We start from the raw sequence: 22,608 nt of genomic DNA, 5'->3' as shown, positions 1-22,608 counted from the left end.
CAATGGAAAAAAGCAGAATGCGTCCGGTCCATGCAGGGAAAAGCCTTAGAATGAGTTTTTCAAGGCAAAAAGAAGTTCTTGATATGCCTAACCTGATTGAGATTCAGAAGGATTCCTACCAGTGGTTCCTTGATGAGGGATTGAAAGAGGTTTTCGATGATATCTCTCCAATCGCTGATTTTGCAGGACATTTAAGTTTGGAATTTGTAGACTTTACATTGTGTAGAGACGATATCAAATATACAATCGAAGAATGCAAGGAGCGGGATGCTACTTATGCAGCGCCTTTAAAAGTAAAGGTGAGACTCTGCAATAAAGATAAAGATGAAATCAATGAACATGAGATCTTCATGGGTGACTTACCGCTTATGACGGATACTGGCTCTTTTGTCATTAACGGCGCTGAACGAGTAATCGTCAGCCAGCTGGTACGTTCCCCAGGCATCTACTATGGCATTGGCCATGATAAAATCGGTAAAGAATTGTATTCCTGCACTGTAATTCCAAACAGAGGAGCATGGCTGGAGTACGAGACAGATTCCAATGATATTTTTTATGTGCGTGTAGACAGAACCAGAAAAGTACCGGTGACAGTGCTGATTCGTGCCTTAGGATATGGCACAAACGCAGAGATTATTGATCTGTTCGGCGAGGAGCCTAAGCTTTTGGCCAGCTTTGGAAAGGACACATCTGACAATTATCAGGATGGTCTTTTAGAGCTGTACAAAAAGATTCGTCCAGGCGAGCCTTTATCCGTTGATAGTGCAGAGAGCTTACTGAACAGTATGTTCTTTGATCCCAGAAGATACGACTTGGCGAAAGTCGGCAGATATAAATTTAATAAAAAGCTTCACTTGAAAAACAGAATCGCCGGTCATGTTCTGGCTGAGGACGTAGTAGACGAGTCCACAGGCGAGATCGTTGCAGAAAAGGGCACATCTGTAGATAAGGAGCTGGCTTCTGCAATTCAGAACGCAGGCGTTGCCCACGTTTGGATTCAGGGCGTTACAAGAAACCAGAAAGTGCTTTCCAACATGATGGTAGATCTGTCTGCTTATGTGGACTTTGATCCGGAGGAAGTTGGTGTTACAGAGTTAGTATTCTATCCAGTGCTTCAAACTATTCTGTCAGAATGTGGAAGCCAGGAAGAGATCAAGGAAGCGATTCACAAAAATATTCACGAGTTAATTCCAAAGCATATTACAAAGGAAGACATTATTGCTTCTATTAACTACAATATGCATCTGGAGGAGGAAGTGGGAACGGCTGACGATATTGACCACTTGGGAAACAGACGTATCCGCGCCGTAGGCGAGCTGCTTCAGAACCAGTACCGCATCGGACTTTCCAGAATGGAACGTGTAGTTCGTGAGAGAATGACGACACAGGATATGGAGGGCATTACTCCTCAGTCCTTAATTAATATTAAGCCTGTAACAGCTGCAGTAAAAGAGTTCTTTGGAAGCTCCCAGCTGTCACAGTTTATGGATCAGAACAATCCTCTGGCAGAGCTGACTCACAAGAGACGTCTTTCTGCATTAGGTCCAGGCGGTCTGTCCAGAGACAGAGCCGGATTTGAGGTCCGCGACGTTCACTATACTCATTACGGACGTATGTGTCCTATTGAGACGCCTGAAGGTCCTAACATTGGTCTGATTAACTCCCTGGCAACATATGCAAGGGTAAATGAATACGGATTTATCGAGGCTCCTTACCGTATGGTAGACAAGACGGACCCGGCAAATCCAAGAGTTACAGATGAGGTTGTTTATCTGACTGCAGACGAGGAGGATAACTTTATTGTAGCTCAGGCTAACGAGCCTTTAGATGAAAACGGCTACTTTATTCACAACAATGTATCTGGACGTTTCCGTGAGGAGACATCTGAGTTCCAGAAGAGAAATATAGACCTGATGGACGTATCTCCTAAGATGGTATTCTCAGTAGCTACTTCCATGATTCCTTTCCTGGAGAACGACGACGCCAACCGCGCCCTGATGGGCTCCAACATGCAGCGTCAGGCAGTGCCGCTTCTGATGACAGAGGCTCCTGTAGTGGGAACTGGAATTGAATCTAAGGCCGCAGTAGACTCAGGCGTATGCGTGGTGGCAAAGAATGCAGGCGTAGTTGAGCGTTCTGCCTCCAACGAGATTATTATTAAAAGAGACAGCGACGGAAACAGAGACGTGTACCGTCTGATTAAGTTTTCCAGAAGCAACCAGAGCAACTGCTACAATCAGAAGCCTATTGTTTTCAAGGGAAATCACGTTCAGGCAGGGGAAGTAATCGCCGACGGCCCGTCTACACAAAACGGAGAGATTGCTCTTGGAAAGAATCCTCTTATTGGATTTATGACCTGGGAGGGTTACAACTACGAGGACGCGGTTCTGTTAAGTGAAAGACTGGTTCAGGAAGACGTATATACATCTGTTCATATTGAAGAGTATGAGGCTGAGGCCCGCGATACAAAATTAGGACCGGAAGAAATCACAAGAGATGTTCCAGGCGTAGGCGAGGACGCTTTAAAGGATTTGGATGAAAGAGGTATTATCCGCATCGGAGCAGAGGTTCGCGCCGGAGATATTCTGGTGGGCAAGGTTACTCCAAAGGGAGAGACTGAGCTGACAGCAGAAGAAAGACTGCTTAGAGCCATCTTTGGCGAGAAGGCCAGAGAGGTTCGTGATACTTCTTTAAAGGTGCCTCACGGCGCATACGGTATTATTGTGGACGCTAAGGTGTTTACAAGAGAAAACGGCGACGAGCTGTCACCTGGAGTAAACGAGACAGTGCGCATTTACATTGCCCAGAAGAGAAAGATTTCTGTAGGTGATAAAATGGCCGGCCGTCACGGAAACAAGGGTGTTGTTTCCCGCGTGCTTCCAGTAGAAGATATGCCGTTCCTGCCAAATGGACGTCCTTTGGACATTGTGCTGAATCCTTTGGGCGTGCCTTCACGTATGAATATTGGTCAGGTTTTGGAGATTCATTTAAGCCTGGCTGCAAAAGCTCTTGGATTTAACATTGCCACACCTGTCTTTGACGGGGCAAACGAGATTGACATTATGGATACTCTGGATGTGGCCAATGATTATGTTAATTCTACCTGGGAAGAATTCCAGGATAAATATAAAGATACTTTAAAACCAGAAGTTATGGAGTATTTGGAAGAGCATTTAGACCACAGACAGCTGTGGAAAGGAGTTCCTCTTTCCAGAGACGGTAAGGTTCGTTTAAGAGACGGACGTACAGGAGAGTACTTTGACAGCCCTGTTACCATTGGACACATGCATTACCTGAAGCTTCATCACCTGGTTGACGATAAGATTCACGCTCGTTCTACAGGCCCATACTCACTTGTTACACAGCAGCCATTAGGAGGTAAAGCTCAGTTTGGCGGCCAGCGTTTCGGAGAGATGGAGGTTTGGGCTTTGGAGGCATATGGCGCTTCCTACACTCTGCAGGAAATCCTTACAGTAAAATCTGACGACGTAGTAGGACGTGTGAAGACTTACGAGGCTATTATCAAAGGTGAAAATATCCCTGAGCCAGGTATTCCGGAGTCCTTTAAGGTACTTCTGAAAGAGCTGCAGTCTCTGGGACTTGACGTTAGAGTTTTAAGAGACGATAACACAGAAGTAGAGCTGACAGAGAATATTGACTACGGCGATACTGACCTGCGTTCCATCATAGAAGGCGACAGACACTACAATCAGGAAGAATCCTATGGCTCCTACGGATATCAGGAGCAGGAATTTAAGGGTGACGAGCTGGTGGATGTGGAAAGCGACGATTTCGCTGACGATGCCTTTGAAACAGATGACGATGAGGCTTTTGAAGACGAAGAATAAGTAGAAGGGAGTATCATACATGCCTGAGACAAATGAAACTTATCAGCCATTGACATTTGACGCCATTAAGATTGGTCTGGCTTCCCCGGAAAAGATTCTGGAGTGGTCCCACGGCGAGGTAAAGAAGCCGGAGACAATTAACTACAGAACATTAAAACCAGAAAAAGACGGTTTGTTCTGTGAGAAAATTTTCGGACCGACAAAGGACTGGGAATGTCATTGCGGAAAATATAAAAAGATCAGATATAAAGGTGTGATCTGCGACAGGTGTGGCGTGGAAGTGACTAAAGCCAGCGTCCGCCGCGAACGTGTGGGACATATTAAACTGGCTGCTCCTGTGTCTCATATCTGGTACTTTAAAGGTATTCCAAGCCGTATGGGCCTGATTCTGGACATTTCGCCCAGAACTCTGGAGAAGGTTCTGTATTTTGCTTCCTATATTGTGCTGGATGCAGGTCAGACTGCTCTTCAGTACAAACAGGTGTTGTCTGAAAAGGAATACCGTGATGAAATAGAGAAATATGGAAGCGGCGCTTTCCGTGTGGGAATGGGCGCTGAGGCAATTCAGGAGCTTTTGCAGGCCATTGACCTGGAAAAGGATTCTGAAGAGCTTAGAAAAGGTTTAAAAGAAGCTACAGGGCAGAAGAGAGCCAGAATTATTAAAAGACTGGAGGTTGTGGAGGCATTCCGCAACTCCGGCAACCGTCCGGAATGGATGATTATGAACGTGATTCCTGTTATTCCTCCGGATATCCGCCCTATGGTACAGCTGGACGGCGGCCGTTTTGCTACTTCTGACCTGAATGATCTGTACAGAAGAATTATTAACCGCAACAACCGTCTGGCCAGACTGCTGGAGCTGGGAGCTCCTGATATTATTGTCCGCAATGAGAAACGTATGCTGCAGGAGGCTGTAGACGCTCTCATTGACAACGGAAGAAGAGGAAGACCTGTAACCGGACCTGGAAACAGAGCTTTAAAATCTCTTTCTGATATGCTGAAAGGTAAACAGGGACGTTTCCGTCAGAACCTGTTGGGAAAACGTGTAGACTATTCAGGACGTTCAGTTATTGTAGTCGGACCGGAGTTAAAGATTTACCAGTGCGGTCTGCCTAAGGAGATGGCTATTGAGCTGTTTAAGCCTTTTGTTATGAAAGAGCTGGTTTCCAACGGTACGGCTCACAACATTAAAAACGCTAAGAAAATGGTAGAAAGACTTCAGTCTGAGGTTTGGGATGTGCTGGAGGATGTTATTAAAGAGCATCCAGTTATGTTAAACCGCGCTCCTACTTTGCACAGACTGGGTATCCAGGCTTTTGAGCCAATCTTAGTAGAAGGTAAGGCTATTAAGCTCCATCCTCTTGTTTGTACTGCTTTTAACGCTGACTTTGACGGCGACCAGATGGCTGTTCATCTGCCTTTGTCTGTAGAGGCTCAGGCTGAGTGCCGCTTTTTGCTGCTGTCCCCTAACAACCTGTTAAAGCCTTCAGACGGCGGCCCTGTGGCTGTTCCTTCTCAGGATATGGTACTTGGAATTTACTATCTGACTCAGGAAAGACCGGGAGCCAAGGGAGAAGGAAAGTGCTTTAAGAGCGTAAATGAAGCTATTTTAGCTTATGAAAACGGCGTGGTTACATTACATTCCAGAGTTAAGGTAAGAGTAGAAAGACCTATGGCAGACGGAACTGTACACAGCGCCGTGGTAGAGTCTACTGTGGGACGTTTCATTTTCAATGAGATTATTCCTCAGGATCTGGGATTTGTAGACAGAACCATTGAAGGCAACGAGTTAAAGCCGGAAGTGGATTTCCACGTTGGAAAGAAGCAGTTAAAACAGATTCTGGAAAAGGTTATTAATGTTCACGGAGCTACACAGACAGCTGTAACCTTGGACGATATTAAGGCTATTGGATATAAATATTCTACAAGAGCAGCCATGACAGTTTCTATTTCCGACATGACTGTGCCTGAAAGCAAGCCTAAGCTGATTGCAGACGCTCAGGCCACTGTAGACAGAATTGCTAAAAACTTCCGCCGCGGTCTTATTACAGAGGAAGAGCGTTATAAAGAAGTTATTGAGACATGGAAGAACACTGACGATCAGCTTACTCACGATCTGCTGACAGGCCTTGATAAATATAATAATATTTATATGATGGCCGACTCCGGAGCCCGTGGTTCTGACAAACAGATTAAGCAGCTGGCCGGTATGCGAGGTCTGATGGCTGATACAACAGGACACACCATTGAGCTTCCTATTAAGTCTAACTTCCGTGAAGGTCTGGATGTATTGGAGTACTTTATTTCCGCTCATGGAGCTCGTAAAGGTCTGTCTGATACGGCTCTCCGTACAGCTGACTCCGGTTATTTGACAAGACGTCTGGTAGACGTATCTCAGGACTTAATTGTAAGAGAAACTGACTGCTGTGAGGGAAAAAGCATTCCGTTTATGGAGATTAAGGCATTTGCAGACGGACAGGAGACTATTGAAAGTCTGGAAGAGAGACTGACAGGCAGATATATTGCAGAGACAATTACAGATCCTGACACAGGGGAAGTAGTTGTAAAGGCAAACCACATGTGTACGCCAAAACGTGCGGCTGCAGTGATGAAGGTGCTTCAGAAGATGGGAAGAGATTCTGTAAAGATCCGTACAGTTTTAAGCTGTAAATCCCATATTGGAGTCTGCGCAAAATGTTACGGCGCCAACATGGCTACAGGACAGCCGGTGCAGGTTGGAGAGGCAGTAGGTATTATTGCGGCTCAGTCTATCGGTGAGCCTGGTACACAGCTGACTATGCGTACCTTCCATACAGGCGGCGTTGCCGGCGGCGATATTACACAGGGTCTTCCCCGTGTAGAGGAGCTTTTTGAGGCGCGTAAGCCAAAGGGTCTGGCAATTATCGCTGAGTTTGGCGGCGTAGTCAACATTAAAGATACAAAGAAAAAACGAGAAATCGTTGTTACAGATAATGAAACAGGCAATTCCAAAACCTATTTGATTCCTTATGGCTCCAGAATTAAGGTTCAGGAAGGTCAGGTGCTGGAGGCCGGCGATGAGCTGACTGAAGGTAGTGTAAATCCACATGATATTCTTAAAATCAAAGGAGTTCGGGCAGTACAGGATTATATGATCCAGGAAGTACAGCGTGTATACCGTCTCCAGGGCGTAGAAATTAACGACAAGCATATTGAAGTAATTGTGCGCCAGATGTTAAAGAAGATTAAGGTAGAGGAAAGTGGAGATTCAGACGTATTGCCGGGAGTTTCTATGGACGTTCTGGACTTTAACGATATGAATGAAGCCTTAATTGAAGAAGGCAAGAAGCCTGCAGAGGGCAAACAGGTAATGTTAGGTATTACAAAGGCTTCCCTGGCTACAGATTCCTTCTTATCTGCCGCTTCCTTCCAGGAGACTACTAAGGTTCTTACTGAGGCCGCCATTAACGGAAAGGTGGATCATCTGATCGGTCTGAAGGAAAATGTAATTATCGGTAAGTTGATTCCGGCAGGTACTGGTATGAAGAGATACCGTGGAGTAAAGCTGGATACCGACATGTCTATGGATGATGAAATCATGCTCAGCGACGAGGAAAACGCTGAGGAAGTTCTGGATATTGCAGAAGAAATTGAAATCTAAGAATAAACAGGAAGGGCTGTCTTTGAACTATGTTTTCAGGGCAGCTCTTTCCTGATTCATAAAAAAACTTTGTATTCTGCCAATCAAAAGCTTCCGGCCCAGAGGCGCTTTTTAATTCTGTTAATTATAGAAGAAACAAAAACAAAAAAGCAGGAGATATTAATAATGGAAGAAAGGTATAAGAAAGTTTCAGAAAGCAGAACAGAGCAGGTGTATATAGTGAGAGCCAGGTATTTAAACGCCGCAGGCCGTTTGTTTGGAGGAAGTCTGATGGCCTGGATAGACGAAACAGGGGCCATTACAGCCAGGCGCCACTGCAATGCAGCAGTTACCACTGCCGCAGTAGATCATCTGCATTTTGTAAAGCCAGTGCTGCCTAACCAAAACGTAGTGCTGGTGGGGAAAGTTACGTATGTGGGAAATACCTCAATGGAGGTTCAGGTAGACACATTTGTAGAAAGTCTGGACGGCTCCAGAGATATGGTAAATAGAGCGTTTTTAGTTTATGTGGCTATTCAGGGGGGAAAACCTGCCAAGGTGCCTAAGCTGATTTTGGAGACTGAGGAAGAAAAAAATGCCTGGGCCACAGGGGAGAAGCGGGCTCAGCTGCGGAGACAAAGACGGCGGGAAGGCTTTTAATTTTCCCGGTTTTCGTCAGTTTTTGGGAAAAACCCTTGACACAAAATGGCAATGTAGATATAATAATGAAGCGTGCGAAAACAGGATACGTTTTTTGTATGCAAAAATACGCTGATTTAAGCGCAACCACAGACAATATCACAGGAGGTGAAAAGAATGCCAACATTTAACCAGTTAGTTAGAAAAGGAAGACAGACTACAGAAAAGAAGTCTACAGCTCCGGCTCTTCAGAAAGGCTACAATTCTTTACAGAAGCGTGCAACCAACATGTCTGCTCCGCAGAAGAGAGGTGTATGTACAGCAGTAAAGACAGCTACTCCTAAAAAGCCAAACTCTGCTCTGAGAAAAATCGCCAGAGTTCGTCTTTCTAACGGTATCGAAGTAACAAGCTACATTCCAGGAGAGGGACACAACCTTCAGGAGCACAGCGTTGTTCTGATCCGTGGAGGAAGAGTAAAAGACTTACCTGGTACCAGATACCACATTATCAGAGGTACACTGGATACAGCAGGTGTTGCTAACAGGAAACAGGCTCGTTCCAAGTACGGCGCTAAGAAACCAAAAGACAAGAAATAATTCACGCAATAATATTTAAGTGCCGGACTTTTTGATATTGACCCTGTAGGTTGCAGGAATATAGATTGAGGAACCGAGCACGACACTAAAGCGCAGTGGGGAAGCTGTGCCGCGTGAGTACCGAGGATTTAATAAGCGCGGTAAAAGCCGTGCACAATGATTAAGGAGGGAAGTAACGTGCCACGTAAAGGACATACTCAGAAAAGAGACGTATTGGCAGATCCTTTATACAATAACAAGGTTGTTACCAAGCTGGTAAACAACATTATGTTAGATGGTAAAAAGGGTGTTGCCCAGAAGATCGTATACGGCGCATTCGGCCGTGTTGCAGAGAAGACAGGCAAGGACGCTGTAGAAGTATTTGAAGAGGCTATGAACAACATTATGCCAGTTCTGGAAGTTAAGGCTAAACGTATCGGCGGAGCCACATACCAGGTACCTATCGAGGTTAAACCAGAAAGAAGACAGGCTCTTGCACTTCGCTGGATTACTCTCTACTCCCGCAAGAGAGGCGAGAAAACCCAGGAAGAAAGACTGGCTAACGAAATCATGGATGCTGCCAACAACACAGGTGCATCTGTAAAGAAAAAAGAAGATATGCACAAAATGGCAGAAGCAAACAAAGCATTTGCTCATTACCGTTTCTAATCAGACGGCAGGCGCAGGTTTCTTAAAGAAATGCGCGTAAATGCTTGGTTTTAAATCATAAGGAGGAAAATCCATTGGCTGGAAGAGAATATCCATTGGAAAGAACCAGAAATATTGGTATTATGGCTCATATTGATGCTGGTAAAACCACCACAACAGAGCGTATCCTTTATTACACTGGTGTAAATTATAAAATTGGTGATACTCACGAAGGAACCGCCACTATGGACTGGATGGAGCAGGAGCAGGAGCGTGGTATTACAATTACTTCCGCTGCTACAACCTGTCACTGGACTCTGCAGGAAAACTGTAAGCCAAAGCCAGGCGCATTAGAGCATCGTATCAATATTATTGATACTCCTGGACACGTTGACTTTACAGTTGAGGTTGAGCGTTCCCTTCGTGTACTGGACGGCGCTGTAGGCGTTTTCTGTGCAAAGGGCGGTGTTGAGCCACAGTCTGAAAACGTATGGCGTCAGGCAGACACATACAACGTGCCAAGAATGGCTTTCATCAATAAGATGGACATTTTAGGCGCTAACTTCTACGGAGCCGTAGATCAGATTAAAACAAGATTAGGAAAGAATGCAATCTGCATTCAGCTTCCTATTGGCAAAGAAGATGAATTTAAGGGTATTATCGACTTATTTGAAATGAAAGCTTACATCTACAATGATGATAAGGGCGATGATATCTCCATCACTGATATCCCAGAGGATATGAAGGATGATGCAGAACTGTATCGTACAGAATTAGTAGAGAAAATCTGCGAATTAGACGATGATCTGATGATGCAGTATCTGGAAGGTGAGGAGCCTTCTGTAGAAGAGCTGAAAGCTACATTGAGAAAAGCCACATGTACATGTGCCGCTATTCCTGTATGCTGCGGTACAGCTTACAGAAACAAAGGCGTTCAGAAGCTTCTGGATGCAATTATTGAATTTATGCCTTCTCCATTAGACGTTCCTTCTATTAAGGGCGTTGACTTAGAGGGTAATGAAATAGAAAGACACTCTTCTGACGAAGAACCTTTCGCAGCTCTGGCTTTCAAGATTATGACAGACCCATTCGTTGGTAAGCTGGCATTCTTCCGCGTTTACTCCGGTACTATGAACTCCGGTTCTTATGTGCTGAACGCAACAAAGGGAAAGAAAGAGCGTGTTGGACGTATTCTTCAGATGCACGCAAATAAGAGACAGGAAATCGACAAGGTTTACTCTGGCGATATTGCTGCAGCTGTTGGATTTAAGACAACAGGTACTGGCGATACAATCTGTGATGAACAGCATCCAGTAATTCTGGAGTCCATGGAATTCCCAGAGCCAGTTATTGATATCGCTATTGAGCCTAAGACTAAAGCTGGTCAGGGCAAAATGGGCGAGGCTCTTGCAAAGCTGGCTGAAGAAGATCCTACATTCCGCGCAAGAACTGACGCAGAGACAGGACAGACAATTATCTCCGGTATGGGTGAGCTCCATCTGGAAATTATCGTAGACCGTCTCCTTCGCGAGTTCAACGTAGAAGCTAACGTAGGCGCTCCTCAGGTTGCTTACAAAGAGACATTTACAAAGGCTGTTGATGTAGACAGCAAGTACGCAAAACAGTCTGGCGGACGTGGACAGTACGGTCACTGTAAAGTTCACTTTGAGCCAATGGATGCCAACGCAGAAGAAGTATTCAAGTTTGAGTCTACTGTTGTGGGCGGTGCGATTCCTAAGGAATACATCCCGGCAGTCGGCGCAGGTATTGAGGAAGCTTCCAAGGCAGGTATCTTAGGCGGATTCCCAGTGCTGGGCGTTAAAGCTACTGTATACGACGGTTCCTACCACGAGGTTGACTCTTCTGAGATGGCGTTTAAGATCGCTGGTTCTCTGGCATTTAAGGATGCCATGAACAAAGCAGGCGCTATCCTTCTGGAGCCAATTATGAAGGTAGAGGTAACAACACCAGAGGATTACATGGGTGATGTTATCGGCGATATTAACTCCCGCCGCGGACGTATTGAAGGTATGGACGACATTGGCGGCGGAAAGATGATCAAAGCATTTGTCCCTCTTTCTGAAATGTTCGGATATTCCACAGACCTGCGTTCCAGAACACAGGGACGTGGTAACTACTCCATGTTCTTTGAGAAATACGAACCAGTACCAAAGAGTGTACAGGAGAAAGTTCTTGCTGAAAGAAAAGGCAAATAATAATCTGCTTTACCGGTTTCCGGCAGCTTAATTCGCGGCCGGAAACCCGGAAAATAGGCTTGAAAATCGTGTTCAAATAGAATATAATTAAAGACAGCCTAGATATAGAAAACTATAATAGCCCTCAACAGGGCGCAAATTAAGGAGGACGTTATAAAATGGCTAAAGCTAAGTTTGAAAGAAACAAACCGCATTGTAACATTGGTACTATCGGACACGTTGACCATGGTAAAACAACTTTAACAGCTGCTATCACAAAGACTCTGCATGAGAGATTAGGTACAGGTGAGGCTGTTGCTTTTGAAAATATTGATAAGGCTCCAGAAGAGAGAGAGCGTGGAATTACTATCTCTACAGCACACGTTGAGTATGAGACAGAGAACAGACACTATGCACACGTTGACTGCCCAGGACATGCTGACTACGTTAAGAACATGATTACTGGTGCTGCTCAGATGGACGGCGCTATCCTGGTTGTAGCTGCTACAGACGGTGTTATGGCTCAGACAAGAGAGCACATCCTTCTGTCCCGTCAGGTAGGCGTTCCTTATATCGTTGTATTTATGAACAAGTGCGATATGGTTGACGACGAAGAACTTCTTGAATTAGTAGAGATGGAAATTCGTGACCTGTTAACAGAGTATGAGTTCCCAGGCGATGACACACCAATCATCCAGGGTTCTGCATTAAAGGCTCTTGAAGATCCATCTAGCGAGTGGGGCGACAAGATCCTGGAATTAATGGCTGCAGTTGACAGCTACGTTCCAGACCCAGTTCGTGACACAGATAAGCCATTCCTGATGCCAGTAGAGGACGTATTCTCTATCACAGGCCGTGGTACTGTTGCTACAGGTAGAGTAGAGCGTGGTACTCTTCACGTATCTGACGAAGTTGAGATCGTTGGTATTAAAGAGGAGAGCCGTAAGGTTGTTGTAACTGGTATCGAGATGTTCCGTAAGCTCCTTGACGAGGCTCAGGCTGGCGATAACATCGGCGCACTGCTTCGTGGTGTTCAGAGAACTGAAATCGAAAGAGGACAGTGTCTTGTTAAACCAGGTTCTGTAAAATGCCATAATAAATTTACAGCTCAGGTTTACGTTCTGACAAAAGACGAGGGTGGCCGTCATACACCTTTCTTCAACAACTACCGTCCACAGTTCTACTTCAGAACAACTGACGTTACAGGCGTTTGCGAGTTACCAGCTGGCACAGAGATGTGTATGCCTGGCGACAACGTAGAGATGACTGTTGAGCTGATCCACCCAGTAGCTATGGAGCAGGGACTTCGTTTCGCTATCCGTGAAGGCGGACGTACAGTAGGATCTGGTAGAGTAGTTTCTATCGTTGAATAAGAATCATTGAACTTTTTTGTGAAACACAAATAAAGGTTCTCAATCGAATATAAACTTCATGTGTATGCATGATTTGTGTCCAAGTATAAAATGGCCCGGAAGGCTTTGCTTTCCGGGTTTTTTTGATGCTTATTTTGATGCTCAAAAAGTCCAAAATATGTAGCAGATAATTCCAGTAATTGTTTAATTTGCAGAATTATATAAAGATTTGAAAAAATAGCTTTACTGTCCAAAATTATTTATGTATAATACAAATGTCTTAAATTTTTTTTAATAAAAAAATACCCCCACCATGTATGCCGGGGGGGGGGTATAGAATAACAATATAAAATGGAAAAGAAACAAAATAACTTAGGAGAAGTGAGTATCTGATGAGCAAGAGAATTTTTGTATTTGTTATGATTTTAGCAGTAATCCTCACAGGAGGAGTTTTTATTTATTCGATCAGAAATCAGGGAAGCGCGCCGGCATTTTTCGGGGACGGATATGTGCTGGAATTACAGGAGGGAGAAAATGGAAACGCCGTGCCCCATCCTGTTTATTTTACTGCTGGTACAAAATATAAAAAGGTTTATCCTGACGGAATTGCTTTTACAGATATGAATGGGGAAAAGAAAGAGCTTTCCCAGGATTTTTTTATTCACTATGCAGATGAATCTATTAGTACCTTTAAACAGGGAGTTGTGCTGGAATTTAACCAGCTGCAGAATGGTCTGCTGAATTACTACAATTTAGGCAGTGATTCTGTAATGGCCAGACAAAATGAAAAATATTTTTTAGATAACCAGGGAACTCCCTTAGAATTTCAGGATTATATATGGAAGGTAAATGACAATAAATATTTAGTTTCCTCCCCGTCTATTGAGATTACTCTTCCCAATCAGGAGGTAGTAGAAACCAATGGATATGTGGAGGTTGTCTATGTAGATAAAGGGGTTGTGCAGATTGCGAATGAGGAGAAAGCTTTTCAGGTTTTGGCAGTAGGAAGCTTAATCAGCTTGTCAGACGGCACGGCTTTGGACCTGGAGAATAAAGCTGTGCTTCAGCAGGGGGAAGTCAGCCTGACCTTTGATGAGATTACTATGGATGAAACAGGTACGATTCCTGTAACTCCGGCAGCTGACAGAGAATTAAAGGTTCCTAAATTTGATATTACAACTGTGGACGGAGAAAATGGACGGCAGGGCCAGAAGGGCGAGGACGGAAAAGAAGGACAGGAAGGACAGGCCGGGGACGACGGAGAAGAGGGAAACAGCGGCGAAAAAGGGGAGGACGGCCAGGTAGGTTCAGAAGGCTCAGCAGGAAGCAGCGGTTCCAGCGGAAATGACGGAAAAAGCGGTTCCAATGGCTCTAACGGTTCCACCGGTTCTGCAGGAGGCGGAGGCGGCACTACGACTGATACAGAAAAAGTAGTGATGCCTGCTTATGTGCTGACGGAATTTGACTATGATGTATCAGAGGCAAAAGGTACAATTGCCGTGGATAATCCTGACGATGTAGAGGGAGTAGAGCTGGAAGAAGGAATTGTCCGCATTGTAGATATAGGAAGCAATACAGAGGTGGCAGCGGAAAAATATGAGGCTGACAGCTTATCCTCATTTAACGACATTACCTTTTCCACTGACCAGCTGCAGCCTGACTGCCAGTACCGCCTTTCATTTGACGTTTCCTACCGCCTGACTAATGTAGAGGACCAGGAGCAGACAGAGGGCTCTAAAATATTTATTAACAGAACCTTTTCCACCTCCTCATATGGAGTGGTGGAAGAATACCATGTAGGAATGTCAGATTCTCTGTCAATTATTTTAGAGAAAAAGCCTTATTCAGACGTAACTAAAGCCAAGGTGATTTTAAAGGCAGACAACGGCTCCTCCATTGAAAAGGAGGTGGAGCTGACCTCACAGGCAAAAACCGTGGACTTTAGTGATTTAAAAAGCAACACTACCTATGAGTTGGAACTGCAGGTTTTTGATGTAAAAACGAATCGCTTTGTTTCTGTGTCCAGTTCCTCCTACACTACCTTGAAAAAGGCGCCAATTATAACAAAGCCTCCGGTGGTGGCCAACAATCCAAAAGGATATTTTGAGATTCGTCCGGACGCAACTCCGGATGCAGGGGGAACAGAATCATTTGTAGATGAAGATCACGGAATCACGGCTTACAGATATGACGTGTACCAGTCTGCCGGAGGAAAGCTGGGAGATTTTGTAACCAGCGTGTATGGAAACGGTATGGATACCATTGCCATTTATCCTGACGGTGAAACAATAAAAACAGATACAGATTATATAGTTAAGCTGGTAGTGGAGTTTTATGACAATGAGAAGACAGTAGAATATGAATCCCCGGCCACAGAACCCTTTTATATTGATCAGGAAACGGGAGTGCCGTATTTTGTATTTAAGCTTAATAAGCAGGAATATGAAACAATTGAAGGCGATCTGGAAATTCATTTTAACGGGGCGCTTTTAGATGTAGAGCAGACAAAGCCATTAACTGTGCGGGTTTATGATGAGTTAATCGGAGAGCATGATGTTTATACATATTTCTCAGATCCTACTGTTTCCGGAGATACCCAGGTGGCCACGGTTCCTGTGAATTTGACAGGATTAAAGGCCAATACCACATATCGCTTCAGCTTGTACGGCTGGCCTAAGGACAGCTCTACCTCACAGCTTTTGACTACTACTGTTGTAAAAACTCCGGGGACAAAGAAAATTCAGGCTGTCATGGAGGAAGTGAAGGATGGGGGCGCCAATGCTTTAAACGCCAAAATATATTTTAAAACAGGAACAGACGGAACTGCTTCTTCCTATGGCCAGTATGAAGCCCACAAAATTCAAAGCGCTCATTTTACATTAAAACAGGGAAACCGTACCATAGGAACCTACACAAAGGAATTTGAAATCAGACAGCAGATAGACGGAAATAATAAGTTAGACTATGAAAGCAGCTTCTATGACACTGTATTTGCTAAAACAGACGCAGAAGAGCCGTATTTTAATATTACAAATATTGATTTCCACATTAATGACAGCAATATTCAGGGAGGAAATTATACTTTGATTATTGATTATCTGGAGGATTATACTGCTACTGTTGATTACAGATTTGGAAAAAATCAGACGGATTTTGTAAATAAGATAGAGGTGGAGAATCAAACCCTTTCTTTAAGTCCTTTGGAGACGCCTCCTGCTATTCCAGACGATCCTTTAAAGGTGACGGCTGTGACGAAAAGTTTGGCTGTGGGCATGGGACTTCCTGTAGATGAAACCCTTCCTAACACAGCAGTTTTAGGATTTATTTTAGAGCCTCAGTATGACAACAGCGGCAGCTTTGCTGAACAGTATATTATGTACGCTTTTAATAAAGAAATTTATGACGCTGAAATTAATAAGGTTTCTAAGGACAATCCTTTGGAGGAAATGGAGGCTCAGGCGGCGGCTGTTTACACTTATTCCAGAAACCAGGAAGGCTGGGGCTCCCTCCTTCCAGGCATGATTTATTTAATTGGAGGAGACGACAATGACGGAAAGACAGGAAAAATAAATAAATCAGGAAGCCCTTACAATAATTACACTTATATTTATAAAAAAGATCTGGACAGAGGAAACAGGTATGTATTTGCATATGATGTTATTCTGGATGTAAATGATAATCCTCAATATAAATATCCATATGAGTATCCTGAATACAGCGGAGTCAGCCAGGTTTTAAGAAGTCAGGAAAATGACGGAAATTGTGAAGCTCCCAGAATTAAGCCGGAGTATCATGTTTATCCTGTATCCTTAAACTCTGAGGAGGCTGTATGGAAGATAAAAGCCAATGATCCAGATAAAGCTTTGACAGAAGATTCCTTTACTCTTTCCTGGAACGGAGGCACGGGACTGTCTAAAACAGAAGAGAAGTATGATCCTGAAAAATCTGAGGAATATCAGGAAATTAAATTCTCCCTGAATTATGGAAGCAATAAGGAAATTGAAGATACCTTAGTTCTCAGAGGCAGATATAAGGCCTTTAACGACGGGGAAAATAATGATGGAATTGACAGAGAGCTGGCAAAGCAGCAGCACAATGTGTACTTAAATCCTCCTGCCATTAGTTCTTTAAAACGCGGTTCTGACCAGGATGAGCTGGAGAAAAACTGTGTGCTTCTGGAAATGAACATTCCAGGGGGAGAGGAGAAGAATAATAATCAGCTGGCCGGAGTTCAGGCATATTTCACTGACGGACAGGGGCTGCAAAAGACAGTGATTGCTTCTGTAGAGGCTGGGGGAAACAATGTTTACTATGCTTCTATTTTGAGAAATGACGTAGCTGAGTTTAAGGGAAAAACCTTCAGCATTACAGTCCGCCCAATTTATGCGAAAGAAGAGTATGGATATGGGGTAAAGCCTGATGCAAATGATTTTATTGCTTTGCAGCTGGACGGAGGCGCTTATTACGGAATTAGCTCTGGCAATAATCTGGAATCCCAGAATTCAATTATGGGAAGTATTTTTAAGTCCTCCGGCAATACAGAAATTGCAGGAGACAATATTAAGCTGCCTTTAAAAAGCGGATTTGATGAAAATGTTACGTGGAATCTGAATCTTTCCATTGGAGAGAAGGGAGCTTCTTACACCAATTCCGGATCTCAGGCAGTAATAGTGCCTAAATATATGGAGGTAGGAAAGGACGCCCAGACCTTAAAAGGACAGCTGCTGGATTACATTATACCAGTTGTCCGCGATCCGCAGTTTGTGCCGGCTTTATATCAGACAGAGTTTGATTTTAAGCTGTCGGCTCAGGTAGAAGAATTAATTCAGGGCTCAGGTAATGCAAATAAAGAAATTATTTTCACAGTGGCCCCTGTATCCGGCGGTTCTGTCATAGAAAAGAAAATTTCTATGGAGGAACTGAAAAAGGGACAGGAGGGGGATACATATAAAGTAATTTTAGACGGCCTGGCAAAGGATACAGATTATACAGTGTATTTGTCTGCTGTTCTTTCAGGCGGTCAGGGAAGCAAACCAGTTATATTTAAGGATATTGAAGGAAAGGACGGATATTTTAATTTCCGGACTTTAAAAGAAGTAGATATTACTATTAAAAATGAAGAAATTATAGATGAATATTACAACTATAAAATGATTCAGCTGCTTTATGATGTGGACTCTATTACCGGGGTGCAGTTCAGGTATGATATTTATGACGTAACAGACGGAATTGACAAAGATAACCCTGACCCGGCTAAGCTGGCTTACAGTTATGAGGAGCTGCAGGAAAGATCGGCAAAAACAGGAGCCGACTTTAATCAGTTTGACCCACAGCAAAGATTTTTCCAGCCGTCTAAGGGGCAGCTGGCAAAGAAGGACAATTATATGCGGTATAACCTGGCCCCGCCGGCTCCTGTCCAGGGACAGAAAAGAATTTTCCCGGGACGGACTTATGCAGTGAGAATCTCCGCATATCCGGAGGGGACAGATTATTCTCAGGCAGATTATGAAAGCCTGAACGCCGGCGTTCAGTGGTCCAAGGATTTAAGCTATAAGCCTATGGTTACGCCTAACAATCAGGTGTCTATCCGCTTGATTGAGGAGTTAAATACAGATGATCCTAATAATCCAAAGCAGGATTTAATTTTAACTACTTCTCTGGGGGATTCCAGCCACGTAGTAGCTTCTGAGGCATATGTAAAGCTGACAGAAAGCGGGGCGCCGGAATTAGATGGAAATAAAAATTATATTCCCATCAGACGGGATGGCACAGACCCATACAACAATACAACCTTAGATTCTCTGTGGGGCGGATATGTAATCAGAATTATGAAGGCAAAGTATGAGCCTGACGATACAGAAAAGAAAACGCCTATCGACTGGGAGGTTGTAGACTGGGATGATATTTGCGATCCGGAGACAGCGGCGGCGTTAAAGGCCCACTGTACCCACGGAACCAGAACTTTGGAGCTGACAGGCCTGGAGCTGGACTGCGATTATAAGGTGCAGATGTTTGTCATTATGGACAAGGAGCTGGAGGGAAAACAAGAGATTTCCATTGACGCAGATTTAGATTCACCTACAAGCGAGGCTGTGATGCTGACAGAGTATGAACAGAGAACCATTGGAAAAACAGGTATTCTAATTGATAAAAATGAAGTTACTCTGGATCAGAAGGATGCAAATCATGTGGTAATGACCTTGTACAATGCAGCCGGACTTCACAGACTGAAATATGTAAGATGCTCCTTTATGCCAAAAACAGAGGATATTATATACGGAAAAGACACAAACTATGTGGCTCTTACAGATGATAATTTGAAGACCTCAGTCAGCGGCAGCGGAGTTGAGAAAACTGAAATTACTATGGATATATCATTTGAAAAAGCAGACAGATATACAGTAGTAACAGAGTTTTACGGGGACGATATTAATACCCCTCTCCTGAGAATTTCTCAGAATGAAGGAAAATATTTAAATGTAACTGCAACTCAGACAGATGCAAGACTGAGGGCGAAAAGATTAAGGTCATGGCCACAGAAAACAGTGATGGCGGCAATTATAGACAGAAAACGAGGCTGGAGCAGATAGGGGGATGTACAGATGCGGAAATTAAATAAAAAAACAAAGCTGATGTTCAATCTGTTTGGGCTTATGGTGGCGGCGGCTACTGGAGGAATGGCTTTTGGCATCAGACATGTGCTGGCAAGCCAGGAAAATGTGTATGTGATTGCCGCTGACAGCGTGGCATACGACTCGGCCAATCAGGAAATTGTGCTGGCCAATGAAGGGAGGGTGCAGAAAAGATGGGACGACAGCTTTATACTTACAGACGGGGACAGACAATATAATCTGGGAAAACAGTCTGTAATTATGGATGAGGGCAGCGGAATTTTAAAGGTATTTGCAGACGGGTATCAGATTCACGAAAACGGCAGCATTTCTACCATTAATGAGTATACAGCTGTATCCGACTTAAATACGCCCAGCTTTTTCAGGTTAAGCGACAATAATTATCTGGTTACAGGAGAGCAGATAGGAGACAGTACAGGACATGTAAATACAGGAAAATATTTGTATATTTCCAGGGACAAAAATGGAAATGCCAGATTTTTAAACAAGTCGGTAAATGTGAAAACATCAGAGCCTGCCCTTGTAAGCAGCGGCTCTATGTCCCTGGACCTGGAGCTGATGACTTTAAGCTATGGAGACAGAATGATTGAGCTGGATAAGGTGCTGGGGGAGACAAAAAATAAAGTGTATGAGACTCAGCCTGATGTGATTGAACTGACAATCCGAGGCGGCAACGGAGGCACAGGGGGTCAGGGAGGTACAGGCGGCCTTGGAGGAACTGGAGGCCAGGGAGGAACCGGCGGTATCGGCGGCCTCGGCGGTGTTGGAGGCTTAGGCGGCCAGGGCGGTTCCGGAGGAACCGGCGGTTCTGGCGGCGACGGCGGAGACGGAGGTACAGGAGGCACCGGCGGAAACGGAGGCAACGGCATGTCCGGAGGTTCTGGAGGAACCGGGGAGACTGTAACAGGAAGAAAAGGAATGTATTTAAAAAGGGTGGAAACCTACCCTGCATCTATAGATGTTTATTATGTAGTAGATGACCCTCTGATGAATTATAGCGTTATTCGGCTGAAGGCAGAAAGGACAGGAAATAATTCTCAGATTATAGAAGATACAGCCCAGGTATTTGACCTGGACCCGTCGGACTACATATTTTCCATTTACGATTTAGAAGAAGACTCTAAATATAAGCTGACTTTATATTATCTGGATGAGGAGGGCAACACAGTTGTAATGGACGTGGCTTACGCCATGACAACTGCCAATGAAATTGACCTTTCCATATATAAGATTACGAACAGCCGCATTGAATTTGAAGCCAGATTTGATAAGTCTCTTCATTTAAACTCTCCGTCTGTCAGACTGCTGGAGGGCAGCGATACAGTGGGAGATGTGGACGTAGTGATTAACGCTAACAATATGGCCAGCGGAGTAGTTAAGGGAAGCATCACATATGGAAAGGACAGCGGTTTAAGCGGAGAGTATTTAACCCTGGAGCTTAAAATGAAGCAGGGAAAAACAACTTTAACTGCCACATGCTCCTTTTTAGTGCCGGGATTCAGCGGAGACGCGGAAATTATTGATGAAGAGATTCTGGATGAGGATGAAATCATTATCCCGGATGGCAGCGCTGCTGATGAAGGGAAAAAACCGTCAGAGGGCAGCGGAAGCAGTAACACAGACAGCGGAAGCGGCAGCACTGACGGAGGCAGTAATACAGGCGGCAGCAGCACCGGTGGCGGAAGCGGCACTGACGGAGGCAGTAATACGGGCGGAAGCGGCAGCACCGGTGGCGTTGACAATGGTGCCGGCAATCAGACTGGAGAGAATCATGGAAGCGTGAATAACGGCCAAAACGGCGGCACGGAAAACGGAGGCGTCCAGGAGAATACTGGAGCCGGCGAAGCCGGAGGCTCCGGCGAGAATACGGAAAATAATGAGACTGAAGATAAGGGCCGGGAAGATGAAAACCAAGAGGACACTTCTGATGGCTCAGAATCAGAAGGTGAGGAGGAAGAGCCTTCTGCTGAAAAAGATCAGGATCAGGATGATGATTCTTTAAAGGACAATGAGAAAACTTCTGACCATAAAGCAGAGCAGGAAGAGTAAAAGGAGATAAACTATGGAAAATATTTTAGCATCCACAATGACGGCAGTGGGCTTGATTTTAGGGCTGGCGTTTTTGGGAACAGGAATCGGCCTGGGAATTTTAGGCTCTAAAATGGCGGAGGCTATTGGCAGGAATCCGGAAACAAAAAGCGATATTATACAGGGCGTAATGGTGGTGGCCATTGTGTTGACCATACTGCTTTTACTGTTGTTTGCCCTGGTATTTATGCTGCTGTTCTTTAACCCGCTGTTATCCTGAAAATAGAGGTTTCCTATGCTGTATATATTTATTGCAGTACTGTTGGTACTGGCGGTTATGAATCTGTTTATGCTGTTTGTCCTAAGACAGATGGTCCGGCTAACCGGGAAGCAGGTGGAGAGAGACGCAGGCCGCCTGTTTGGCATGTATGATGAATTAATTGAGAAAAAGAGCAGGCAGCTGGAGGAGCTGGAAAAGGAAAGGGAGAGAATAAAAAGTCTTTCTGCTATTTCTGAAACCGAAAAATCCGGGGTTGGAGAGATGTCGCTGCCTGTGCAGATTTCCGGGACAGTAAAAGAGGCTCCTTATCAGGATGAAGCGTTTTCCAGAACATACAGGAGAGTAAAAGCGGAGTTTGCATTTTCCCCCAGCCAGTTAGCTAAGGCTTTAAAAGATGAGGAGGCAGAATCAGGGGAAGAAAGAGCTTTGCGGCAGGTGTTTAAAGCTTTAGAAGAGCTGTTGGATTTTGAAAATCTGTACAGGCTGTCCTCCTTAAATTTAGAACAGCAGGAGGCTCTTCTAAAAGAAATTCTGTCCCCGGAGGAAGCTCAGGTGTTCTGTCAGTGGAAAAAGATGCAGAAAAGCGGGGATATTGTGGGTTTTGCAGATTGGGTGAAGGCAGAAAATGCCAGGCTGGACAGCAAAATGACAGTACAGATTCCCCTGGAAGTTTTAGAGGTAAATGAGGCGGAGGACGGGGAGGTTTTGTACCAGGAGGATTCCTCTATATGCGAGGGAGCCAGAATTGTATATAAAGGACGTATGTATGATTATAGTATTTAATTCAAGCA

The 22,608-nt window shown here is 44.5% G+C and carries 11 protein-coding genes; all 11 read left to right on the top strand.

The window, feature by feature from the left end:
- Positions 1-2 precede the first annotated feature (2 nt).
- The 11 genes from rpoB to C1A07_RS06245 all read left to right on the top strand — a co-directional run bounded on the left by rpoB (position 3) and on the right by C1A07_RS06245 (position 22,600).
- Positions 3-3,848, top strand: a complete 3,846-nt coding sequence (gene rpoB / locus C1A07_RS06295; RefSeq protein WP_101876357.1) for a DNA-directed RNA polymerase subunit beta — start codon at positions 3-5, stop codon at positions 3,846-3,848.
- A gap of 19 nt (positions 3,849-3,867) precedes the next feature.
- Entirely contained in the window at positions 3,868-7,488 is a 3,621-nt protein-coding gene (gene rpoC, locus C1A07_RS06290; protein ID WP_101876356.1) for a DNA-directed RNA polymerase subunit beta', read from the top strand.
- A 165-nt stretch (positions 7,489-7,653) separates the two neighbouring features.
- Positions 7,654-8,127: an acyl-CoA thioesterase gene (locus C1A07_RS06285; RefSeq protein WP_101876355.1), complete on the top strand. Its 474-nt coding sequence runs from the start codon at positions 7,654-7,656 to the stop codon at positions 8,125-8,127.
- Between the two features lie 156 nt (positions 8,128-8,283).
- Positions 8,284-8,703, top strand: a complete 420-nt coding sequence (gene rpsL / locus C1A07_RS06280; protein WP_101876354.1) for a 30S ribosomal protein S12 — start codon at positions 8,284-8,286, stop codon at positions 8,701-8,703.
- A 177-nt stretch (positions 8,704-8,880) separates the two neighbouring features.
- The gene (rpsG, locus tag C1A07_RS06275; RefSeq protein ID WP_101876353.1) at positions 8,881-9,351 is read left to right on the top strand and encodes a 30S ribosomal protein S7; all 471 of its coding nucleotides are present in this window, start codon (positions 8,881-8,883) and stop codon (positions 9,349-9,351) included.
- A 74-nt stretch (positions 9,352-9,425) separates the two neighbouring features.
- The gene (gene fusA / locus C1A07_RS06270; protein WP_101876352.1) at positions 9,426-11,546 is read left to right on the top strand and encodes an elongation factor G; all 2,121 of its coding nucleotides are present in this window, start codon (positions 9,426-9,428) and stop codon (positions 11,544-11,546) included.
- Between the two features lie 158 nt (positions 11,547-11,704).
- On the top strand, positions 11,705-12,898 hold the full coding sequence (tuf, locus tag C1A07_RS06265; protein ID WP_101876351.1) for an elongation factor Tu: 1,194 nt from the start codon (positions 11,705-11,707) through the stop codon (positions 12,896-12,898).
- Positions 12,899-13,269: 371 nt separating this feature from the next.
- Positions 13,270-19,467 carry a collagen-like protein gene (locus C1A07_RS06260; RefSeq protein ID WP_101876350.1) on the top strand — a complete coding sequence of 2,066 codons (6,198 nt, stop codon included), beginning with the start codon at positions 13,270-13,272 and terminating at the stop codon, positions 19,465-19,467.
- A 12-nt stretch (positions 19,468-19,479) separates the two neighbouring features.
- Positions 19,480-21,558, top strand: a complete 2,079-nt coding sequence (locus C1A07_RS16070; protein WP_145996041.1) for a hypothetical protein — start codon at positions 19,480-19,482, stop codon at positions 21,556-21,558.
- Between the two features lie 13 nt (positions 21,559-21,571).
- Complete coding sequence (locus C1A07_RS06250; protein WP_101876349.1) at positions 21,572-21,817, top strand: F0F1 ATP synthase subunit C; 246 nt, start codon at positions 21,572-21,574, stop codon at positions 21,815-21,817.
- A gap of 15 nt (positions 21,818-21,832) precedes the next feature.
- The gene (locus C1A07_RS06245; RefSeq protein WP_101876348.1) at positions 21,833-22,600 is read left to right on the top strand and encodes a hypothetical protein; all 768 of its coding nucleotides are present in this window, start codon (positions 21,833-21,835) and stop codon (positions 22,598-22,600) included.
- Positions 22,601-22,608: the final 8 nt, after the last annotated feature.

It is taken from the genome of Lachnoclostridium edouardi (assembly GCF_900240245.1).
In the GTDB taxonomy this organism is placed as follows: Bacteria; Bacillota; Clostridia; order Lachnospirales; family Lachnospiraceae; genus Lachnoclostridium_A; species Lachnoclostridium_A edouardi.
Note: the sequence above shows the minus strand (reverse complement) of the source record. Positions and strands in the feature narration are given on the sequence as shown.